This window comes from Halobacterium bonnevillei (assembly GCF_009831555.1).
GTDB lineage: Archaea > Halobacteriota > Halobacteria > Halobacteriales > Halobacteriaceae > Halobacterium > Halobacterium bonnevillei.
Genome location: NZ_WUUU01000126.1, coordinates 1 through 8,970, shown reverse-complemented (window position 1 = coordinate 8,970; position 8,970 = coordinate 1). Strand labels below are relative to the sequence as shown.

At 67.6% G+C, this 8,970-nt stretch carries 9 protein-coding genes and 1 pseudogene; 6 read left to right on the top strand and 4 right to left on the bottom strand.

The window, feature by feature from the left end; translation table 11 throughout:
• Nucleotides 1-602, top strand: a pseudogene (locus GRX66_RS13510) (MBL fold metallo-hydrolase); the annotation flags it as partial.
• A 45-nt stretch (nt 603-647) separates the two neighbouring features.
• On the opposite strand, the gene GRX66_RS13505 reads toward GRX66_RS13510, so the two are convergent.
• Nucleotides 648-977, bottom strand: a complete 330-nt coding sequence (locus GRX66_RS13505; RefSeq protein WP_159527032.1) for a 2Fe-2S iron-sulfur cluster-binding protein — start codon at nt 975-977, stop codon at nt 648-650.
• Nucleotides 978-1,113: 136 nt separating this feature from the next.
• On the opposite strand from GRX66_RS13505, the gene GRX66_RS13500 reads away from it, so the two are divergent.
• A complete protein-coding gene (locus GRX66_RS13500; protein WP_159527031.1) occupies nt 1,114-2,484 on the top strand; it encodes a geranylgeranyl reductase family protein in 1,371 nt (456 codons plus the stop codon).
• A 476-nt stretch (nt 2,485-2,960) separates the two neighbouring features.
• Here GRX66_RS13500 and GRX66_RS13495 read toward each other — a convergent pair whose 3' ends face one another.
• Together GRX66_RS13495 and GRX66_RS13490 are read right to left on the bottom strand one after the other, a co-directional pair.
• The gene (locus GRX66_RS13495; RefSeq protein ID WP_394351533.1) at nt 2,961-3,479 is read right to left on the bottom strand and encodes a plastocyanin/azurin family copper-binding protein; all 519 of its coding nucleotides are present in this window, start codon (nt 3,477-3,479) and stop codon (nt 2,961-2,963) included.
• A gap of 161 nt (nt 3,480-3,640) precedes the next feature.
• Complete coding sequence (locus GRX66_RS13490) at nt 3,641-4,921, bottom strand: amidohydrolase (protein WP_159527029.1); 1,281 nt, start codon at nt 4,919-4,921, stop codon at nt 3,641-3,643.
• 198 nt (nt 4,922-5,119) lie between these two features.
• On the opposite strand from GRX66_RS13490, the gene GRX66_RS13485 reads away from it, so the two are divergent.
• Together GRX66_RS13485 and GRX66_RS13480 are read left to right on the top strand one after the other, a co-directional pair.
• Nucleotides 5,120-6,580, top strand: coding sequence for a Na+/H+ antiporter NhaC family protein (locus GRX66_RS13485; protein WP_394351534.1), 1,461 nt, complete (start codon nt 5,120-5,122; stop codon nt 6,578-6,580).
• The gene (locus tag GRX66_RS13480; protein ID WP_159527027.1) at nt 6,577-6,843 is read left to right on the top strand and encodes a DUF7513 family protein; all 267 of its coding nucleotides are present in this window, start codon (nt 6,577-6,579) and stop codon (nt 6,841-6,843) included. Before GRX66_RS13485 ends, GRX66_RS13480 begins: the two co-directional genes overlap by 4 nt.
• A gap of 152 nt (nt 6,844-6,995) precedes the next feature.
• Here GRX66_RS13480 and GRX66_RS13475 read toward each other — a convergent pair whose 3' ends face one another.
• Nucleotides 6,996-7,328 (bottom strand): uS10/mL48 family ribosomal protein, encoded by a 333-nt coding sequence (locus GRX66_RS13475; RefSeq protein ID WP_159527026.1) that lies wholly within the window; start codon nt 7,326-7,328, stop codon nt 6,996-6,998.
• A 123-nt stretch (nt 7,329-7,451) separates the two neighbouring features.
• Here GRX66_RS13475 and GRX66_RS13470 point away from each other — a divergent pair, with 123 nt between their 5' ends.
• Both GRX66_RS13470 and GRX66_RS13465 read left to right on the top strand, forming a co-directional pair.
• Nucleotides 7,452-7,880, top strand: coding sequence for a bis(5'-nucleosyl)-tetraphosphatase (locus GRX66_RS13470; protein ID WP_159527025.1), 429 nt, complete (start codon nt 7,452-7,454; stop codon nt 7,878-7,880).
• Between the two features lie 74 nt (nt 7,881-7,954).
• The gene (locus GRX66_RS13465; RefSeq protein ID WP_325064116.1) at nt 7,955-8,968 is read left to right on the top strand and encodes a DUF5787 family protein; all 1,014 of its coding nucleotides are present in this window, start codon (nt 7,955-7,957) and stop codon (nt 8,966-8,968) included.
• Nucleotides 8,969-8,970: the final 2 nt, after the last annotated feature.

Sequence of the window (8,970 nt, the reverse complement as noted above, 5' to 3'; positions counted from 1 at the left end):
ACCACGTGTCGGGCGTCCGCGCAGTCGCGGCCGAGACGGACGCGGAGCGCGTGCTGCCGGCGGGCGCTGAGGGACGTGGTCTCGAGTACGACGCGTCGCTCGTCGCCGACGGCGACGTGTTGACAGTCGGCGACCGGGAGCTCGCCGTCCGCCACGCGCCCGGTCACACAACCGAACTCGTCGTCCTGGAGTGGGGTACGGACCTGTTCACCGCCGACTGCCTGTTCCTGGACGGCGTCGGGCGTCCGGACCTCGAGGACGAGGACCGCGCCCGCGAACTCGCCGGCCGGCAGTACGACACCCTGGCGGACGTCGTGGTCGCGTTCCCGGACGATACTCGCGTGCTTCCCGGGCACGTAGAAGCCGACACGGAGCGCTCGGACGGCGGCTTCGAGCGTTCGCTCGGTGCGGTCCGGGAAACGCTGGACCCTGCAGCACTCTCTCGCGAGGCGTTCGTCGAGCGACTCACGACGGACCTGCCGCCGCGACCTGCGAACTACGAGGACATCGTCGCCGTCAACCTCGGGCGACGACCGGTCGAGGAGGAGACGCTGGAGTTAGAGCGCGGACCGAACAACTGCGCGGTCTCGTCGGCCGACTGACGGCGACCGCTCCGCGACCGCGGGAGCGGCGTGGCTCCGGGGGTGTTAGTCGTCGTCTGCGGGTGCCTGCCCCTGGGCGCTGGCGTCGGACTCGATGCTCGGCGGGTACTGGCCGCGGTCGAGTTTCAGGTCGGACTGCGGGCGCGCCATGCACGTCAGCGCGTAGTCCTCGGATTCCTCGTCCGTGAGTCCGCGGGCGGCGGGCTGCGTGACGTCGCCCTCGACGATCTTCGCGGAGCACGCCAGACACATGCCGACGCGGCAGGAGTACTCCTGGGCGATGCCCTCGCGGAGGCACGCCTTCAGGACGGTTTCCGTGTCGGAGACCTGAATCTCCTCGCCGGTCCCGACGAACTCGACGGTGTACTCGGTCATAGGGGGCGATTGCAGGAGCACCGGGAAAACTCTTTACTCACCGCGCCCCAGACTCGCCACCAGTCCGCACTCTGTCCTCGACGCCCCGACGGATTGGTGCATAAAGAGTTTTCCTCGCGGCTACGAACGCGGGTGTATGACCACCCACGAGTACGACGTCGTCGTCGTCGGCGCCGGGACAGCCGGCTGTTACACCGCCGCGACGGTGGCCAACGCTGGCTACGACGTCGCTATCGTCGAGCGAAAATCCGAGGAGGAAGCCGGGCACATCGCCTGCGGTGACGCGCTCAAGGGCGCGGACGCCTTCCCCGAGGCCATCCCCAAGGAGCGCCTCGAACCCGCGTTCACGAACACCGGTGTCGACCACGGGCGCTTCGAGATTCCCCAGGAGGACACCGTCCTGGAGATTCCCGTCCCCGGCGAACTCGCGGTCATCGACCGCTGGGAGTACGGCCGCTGCATCATCGAGGGCGCCAGCGACGCGGGCGCCGACTTCCACTACGACGTCGTGGTCCAGAACGTCGACCAGGACGACGACGGGACCGTCACCGGCGTGACCGGGAACCGAAACGGCGACGTCCACGAGTTCGACGCCGACGTCGTCATCGACGCGGCCGGCTCCCTCTCGATCCTCCAGGACAAGACGGACTTCTCGGCGGCCACCTTCGACACGAACGTCTCGTACTCGCAGTTCTGCTCGGCGTACCGGGAGATCGTCGAAGTCCCCGAGGACGTCGAGTGGGACGACGCGCTCGTGTTCAAGCCGACCGAGCGCGCCGCCGGGTACCTCTGGTACTTCCCCCGCACCAGCACGGAAATCAACGCCGGCCTCGGGTTCCAGATGAACGAGGAGCCGATGGAGCTCGTCGACGACCTCAAGAAGGACCTGAACGAACGCCCGGAGTTCGAGGGCGCGGAAGTGAAGGACAAACTCGGCGCGGCGCTCCCGACGCGGCGGCCGTACGACTCTGCGACCGCCCCCGGCTTCATGGCCGTCGGAGACGCCGCGGGCCACGTCAATCCGACGACCGGCGGCGGCATCGCCGGCGCGGCGTACGCCGGGAAGTACGCTGGCGAGCAAGCCATCGAGGCCATCGAGGCCGGCGACGTCTCCGAGGCCGCGCTCTGGGCGTACAACGAGCGCGTGATGGACCACTACGGCGCGCGGTACGCGGCGCTGGACGTCTACAACATCCTCTCGACGGCCGTCGACGTCGACGACCTGATGGGCTTGCTCGCGGCGCTGCCCGGCGAGAAGCTCGCGGAAGCGCTCTACGGCGGGAGCGCTGACTTCAGCCTCCGACTGAAGGTCGTCACCGCGCTGAAGTCCTTCGGCTACTGGAGCAACATCTGGAACTTCTACAAGACGAAACAGGAAGCCGACCGCCTGCTCGCCCACTACGAGGACTACCCGTCCAGTCCCGACGCGTTGGCAGACTGGCAGGACACCCGCGACGACATCATGGAAGACGTCTACGCGGTTACTGGCGCGGACCCCAAGTACTGAGGCCGCGTCGACCGCGCCGACCCCCGTCGAGATTATCCGCGCTGATACTGGCCCAGCAACATTTTTGTGTGACCTTCACTCGTGTCCGTGTGGGCTAGGGCACGTCACACGTTCAAGGTGACCCACCCCCCGGCCACCCCCGTCTCGTCGACGTTCTGGGTGGCCTTCCCCCGGTCACCGCGTCTCGTCGACGTTCTGGGTGACCCACCCCCGGTCATCCCGATTCGTTGCCCCAACATCCCGCGGTCACTGGTCTCGCCCCTACACAGCTCTGAGTTGGCGTTCTCGCGGCCTCACACCTGGCGGTCACAGATCACGCGGCCACACAGCCCGCAGTCTCCGGTCTTGCCGCGTCGCGCTGGCTCTGCCACGGGTCTCGACGCAGTCCGCCGGCCCTGGCCAGTTGATTCACACGGTTTCCAGACGCACTTCCGCCAGGCAGCGTGCGGCGAGAGCGAGTCAGGGCGGACGAGGCGTCACTCCGACTCCCCGCCTTCGCTACCCTCGCCGTACTCGCCGCCGTACTTCAGTAGCGCCCACGTGAACCCGAGCACGCCGACCAGCGCGGCGACTGCCCAGACTGCCAGTTGTTGGGCTTTCGCGGGGAGCAGCGAGGTGTACCCCTCCTCTTCGCCGGCGTCCGGCGTCACCTCGAGGGTGGCGACCATGCCGACGGACTCGTGCGGGATGCAGAAGTAGTCGTAGGTCCCCTCGACCTCGAACGTGTGCTCGTAGGACTCTCCACCCGGAATGTCCCCCTGGTCGGGGTAGGCCTCGCGGGCGGCCTGCTCGGAGTCGAACCCGCCGCTCGCGAAGAACTCCGCCTCTTCGGGGATGTCGTCCTCGTAGGCGGTGACGCTGTGTCCGATGCTGCCGACGTTCTCCCAGACGACGGTCGTGCCCGGAGTGACTGCCGCCGAATCCGGGGCGAACACCAGGTCGTCGGTCATGTCTATCGTCCGCGTGTTCTCCTGGGCTGCTGCCTCCCCAGTCACGCCGACTCCTACTATACCGGCCACTGAGGCGAGAAATCCTCGCCGAGACAACTCAGTGTCCATGAATGACTGTTCTCCGCTTCGACATAAGACGTTTTCCCGCGTCTAGACAAACGCACCACGTAGCTCGCACGCCCTCTCCTGGCGAGCGGACGCAGACCCTACGGTCGCTGGGCTGCGACCCGCTGAATCGACCGAGTGAGCGCGTCGATGCCGACGGCGAGTGACTCCTCGTCCACGTCGAACGTGGGCGTGTGGTGGCCGCCGGGGTGGTCAGTGCCGACGCAGACGTAACACGCCAGCCCGCCGTGTTCCTGCACGCGCTTCATGAGGTAGGTAGCGTCCTCGCTGCCGCCGAGTGCGTCCCGCTCGACGACCCGGTCGACCCCGTCCACGTCGGCGGCTTCCGCCGCGAACGCGTCCACGAGCGGCTGGTCGCTGCGCGCGCTCGGCGCCTGCCCCTCTGTCGAGAGCGTGACCTCGCAGTCGTGCATCTCCGCGGCCGACTGGATGACCCGCTCGGCGTGGTCTTTCATGTAGTGCATCAACTCGGTCGTCTCGCCGCGCACCTCGCCCTCGACGAACGCCTCCTCGGGGACGATGTTGGTCGCGGTGCCGCCGCCCGCGCGGCCGGCGTTCACGCGCGTCGCACCGTCCTCGTGGCGCGGAATCGCGTAGAGGTTCTGGATGGCTGCCGCCATCGCCTGCACGGCGTTGCGGCCCTGCTCGGGGTGGGCGCCGGCGTGCGCGGACTCGCCCTCGAACTCCGCGAGGACGTGGCTCACCGCCAGGAAGTCGTCGATGCCCGCGACCACCTCGCCGCTCGGGTGGTCGAGGCCGAGGTGGACCGCGTACAGGTAGTCGACGTCGTCGAGGTGCCCGCTCTCGGCGACCGCTCGCCCGCCGCCGACGCGCTCCTCGGCCGGCTGGAAGACCACCTTCAGCGTCCCCTGGAAGTCGCTGTCAGCGACGGCCTCGAGCACTCCCAGCCCGATGGTGGTGTGGCCGTCGTGGCCGCAGGCGTGCATGTAGCCCTCGTGGTCTGACCGGAACCCCTCGTCTGCGGGGCGGTGGTCGTCAGTGTCGGCCTCCCTGATCTGGAGTGCGTCGATGTCGACCCGCAACCCGACCGTCGGGCCGTCACCGCGCTCCAACACCGCGATAGCGCCGGTGTGGCCGCCCCGGAGTTGCGCCAGAACCGCCTCGTCGGCGCCGTCCGCGAGCGCGCGCTCGTACCACTCCGCGAGCGTGTCCTCGTCCGGGACTGCCATCCGAGCGCCGGCGTCGATGGCGTCCGGCCCGACGTGGAGTTCGTCGACGCCGATGCGGCGGCACTCCTCGACGACGCGAGCGGTCGTGTAGAACTCACACCACGCGGGCTCCGGGTGCCGGTGGAGCTCCCGGCGGAGGTCTCGTCGGGAGCGTCCAGTCTCCGTACTCATACACTAATTCGGGCTGGCGCTCCTGATAAATGTACAGACTCTGAGGCCTCAGCTAAGATATTTATATATGTGCCGTAAGGGGTGAAATGTGGTACCATGAGCAGTGAGGACGATAGCGAAGAGTTCTCAGAGGAACTTTCGGCGACCGGCGCGGCATCGTCGGGCCCGCCGGAGATTTCGTTCTACGGGGGCAAGTGGATGAGCGCATTCCCGCTCGCGTTCTTCGTGGTCTGGGCCATCGTGCAGAGCGGCGTTCTGCGCATCGGCGACACCACGGGGCTCGTCGCGGGCATGCTCATCGCCCTCATCCTCGGGATGCTCTTCGCGAAGGGGTCGTGGAAAAACTACGCGAACACAATCTTCGAAGGGATGACCCGCCGCGTCGCAGCCACCGCCGTCGTCGCGTGGCTGTGGGCGGGGATGTTCGCCGAAACGATTCAGGTCGGTGGCTTCGTGGACGGACTGGTGTGGGCGGCGGACGCCGCCGGCATCGGTGCGAGCGTCTTCCCCGCGGCGACGTTCATCCTCGCGGCGCTCCTCGCCACCGGTATCGGCACCGGGTACGGGACGACCGTGGCGTTCACGACGCTGTTCTTCCCCGCGGGCATCCTCATCGGCGCGAACCCGGTGTTGCTGTTCGGCGCCATCCTCTCCGGGGCGGTCTTCGGGGACAACCTCGCGCCGGTCAGCGACACCACTATCGTCAGCGCCGTCACGCAGGACTCCGACATCGGCGGCGTCGTCGCGTCCCGGTTCAAGTACGCCGTACTGGCAGCCGTAATCGCCTTCGTCGGCTACCTCGTCGCCGGCGCATCGATGCAGGGGTTCGACGTGGCCGGCCAGGAAGACCTCCTCGCGGCCGCCAGCGAACCGGCTGGGCTCCTCCACCTCCTCTCGATGCTCGTCGTCATCGGGACCGCCGTCGCGGGTCGCCACATCATCGAGGCGATCTCGTGGGGCATCATCGTCGCGTTCATCTTCAACGTCGTGTTCGGGCTGGCGTCGGTCTCGGACATGGTCGTGTTCAACGCCCCGGAGAACCTCGACATCGCGCAGTCGCTGGCCGTGTTGCCGTTCGTCGAACTCGTCGACGCCGGGTCGACGGGCGTCGGCGGCAGCTTCTACTCGGGCGCGCAAGGGTTCTTCCCGCTGATCGTGCTCGTGTTGCTCATCGTCGCGGGCGCACAGATCATGATCCGCGGCGGCGGCTTCCAGGCCATCCAGGACTGGCTGCTGGAGTCCGTCGCGACGACCGTGCGCCGCGCCGAGATCACGATGGTGTTCGGCACTGCGCTCGTCAACGCGATGATCACGATCAACACGGCAGCGGAGATTGCGATCGGGCCGTACATCGCCCGGCTCGGTGAACGGTTCAACATCAACGGGTACCGTCGCGCGAACATCCTCGACGCGAACACCGCCGCACTCGGGTACATCTTCCCGTGGTCCGGCGGCGTTCTCGTCGGCTTCGCGGTCATCCAGGACCTGCCAGAGCAGTACGACTGGTTTACGCAAGCGATGGTGGTCAACCCCGCGGACGTCGTGCTGTACGTGTTCCACGGCTGGGTGCTCGTCATCGTGTTCCTCCTGGCCGCCCTCACCGGGTTCGGCCTCGAGTACACGAGTGACCGCGAATCCGAGGAGGTCGAACGCCTATGAGTCTGCTCGACAAGTACACGAAAGGCTGGTCGTTCCGGACGAACAAGCCGTCGTTCAGCGAGGGCGACGAGATCGCAGTGTTCGTCACTGGCATGGAGGACGGCACGCCGATCGCCCGAATCGGTGACTCGAAGCTCCGCCTGCCGGACGCGCCGGCGGGCCTCGTCGACAAGCGCGTCTTGCTGCGGGTGACGTCATTCGACGACAACAACCACCTCGGCGAAGCGGAGTACGTCGAGACGGTCGGCGAGAGCGCCTTCTAGGCGTTCCGTTCACGCATTTCTTCGGCGAGTCGGCCGACAGCAGCCGATTCAGTACGGCGGCGCACGACGAGGACGCAGTCGCTGCGTCGGCTGCGGAGTCAGTAGCCCAGTCGGGACGACAAACGGCAGGAACTGGTCGCGACGGAGGACAGCTACGAGGAGCCCAGCGGCTTCACTTGCTCGAGTTCCGCTTCGACGTGCACGCTCTCCGGGAAGTCCCGCTCCATGATAGCGCGCGCGAGGTCGTCGTGGCCGTGGAGTTCGAGGCGTCGCCGGTAGACCGTGTAGTGCCACGACCCCGTTTTCTCGGACTGTTCGCCGCCGAGCTGGCTGTACAGTGGCACGGACTGGTCGGCCGGGGGTTCGGAGTGCGGGCCTTTCATCTGCGCGCCCTTCCGACGGCACGTCTCCTTGATGTCGGAGACGACCCCGTCGAGGGCAGCGCGGTCCCCGCTCTCCAGGGAGAGTTTAGTTACGAAGGTCATGGCTGGGTGTTGTCCGTAGTGACGCATTCCACCGTGAAAAAGCGTGTGTTTGGCGTCCTGGCGTATGTCAGCGACCCACCCACTCCGACATTCTCTTAACTGGTCGGCCACTACCCAACGGTAATGACGGTCGAAGCGACCAGCGCCGGAGCAATCCTGTTCCGCAACACGCGGGACCGGCGCGAATACCTCCTCCTGAAGAGCCGGCCCGGGGACTGGGAGTTCCCGAAGGGCGGCGTGGAGGGGGACGAAGAGCTCCAGCAGACGGCTATTCGAGAAGTACAGGAGGAAGCCGGTATCGAGGATTTCCGCCTCGTCGACGGCTTCCGCGACGAATACGACTACGTCTTCGAGGCGAACGGGGACCGCATCCACAAGACGGTCCACTTGTTCATCGCGAAATCCTTCGAAGCGAGCGCCGAGTTGTCGAACGAACACTCGGACCTCCAGTGGCGGGACTACGACCAGGCGATCAACACGATCACCCAGGACGGCCCCCGCGACATTCTGGAGGACGCCCACGAGTTCCTCGACCAGGAACTCGAGGCCTGACCGCGGCTCCCACCGCTGTTTTTCCTGCAGCCGACGCCGAAAGAGGTAGGTAGCTCGGCGGCCGCGTCTCCGTCGTGGCCGACTCCGAGTTCGCGTTCGAGCTCCGCACGTGCGCTTGGGCGGAGCGCAACTGGCACCCCGAGGACGGCGAGCGGCCGTGCATCGTCGCACGACAGCTCGGGACGCGCAGCCGCCGCTGGGACACCATCGTCGTGGAAGTCGACCCGGACGCGCTGGCGGCACGTCGCAACTTCGGCACCGAACGGCTGGACTCCGACCTCCTGCACGTCGTCAGGCACGCCCCGGCGGACTGGGCGTTCTACCGGGACGCGCTCCCGCGGCCGGGCTACCCGTGGCGGTACGTCCGCGAGGCCGTCCACAGCGCGGCCGACCGTGGCGTCGTCGAGACGCGGCGGAACGGGAACAAGATCGAACTCCGCAGGAAGTGGCAGTACCCCGACTGGGTACGGCGCATCGTCGCCATCGAGAACAAGCCAGACCTGGACGCGTCCGCCGCGGACGCGCTCGCCGACCAGCTCGAACAGGACGTCGCGCTCGCACTCGCCGACGAGGTGTGGCTGGCGACGGAATCGACGGGCGCCCGCGAGCGAGCGCTGTTCGCCGAGATGCCCGTCGAGGCCGGGATTCTGACGTTCGCTGACGGCGAGGCGTCCGTCGAGTGGCACCCGCGCTCGCTGGACCCGGACGCCACCGGCACGCGCATCACCGAGCGGCCGTCGGCCAGCGAGTTCGATCACTCGCCCGCGAGCTTCGAATACGTCGACGCCGACTGGAAGGCAGACAAGCGCCTGGAGATCGCCGAGCGCGCCTACGAGCGCGGCTGGCGGTCGTACCTGGACACGATGCGGCCGGACTGCCGGCACTTCGCGCTCCAGCGAGCCGACGACGGGTACGTGCCGTACTGCGCGGCGAACGCCCGCGAGCAGACAGCCGCGGAGTGCTCGGGGTCGTGCCCCGAGTACGAACCCGAGCCGCCGGCGTGGCGACAGCGGGGCTGGCCGCTCTCCGGCGGACCCGGCGCCGCAATTCGACGCGTGCTCGACGAGCGACGGCAGCGACGGCGATAGCA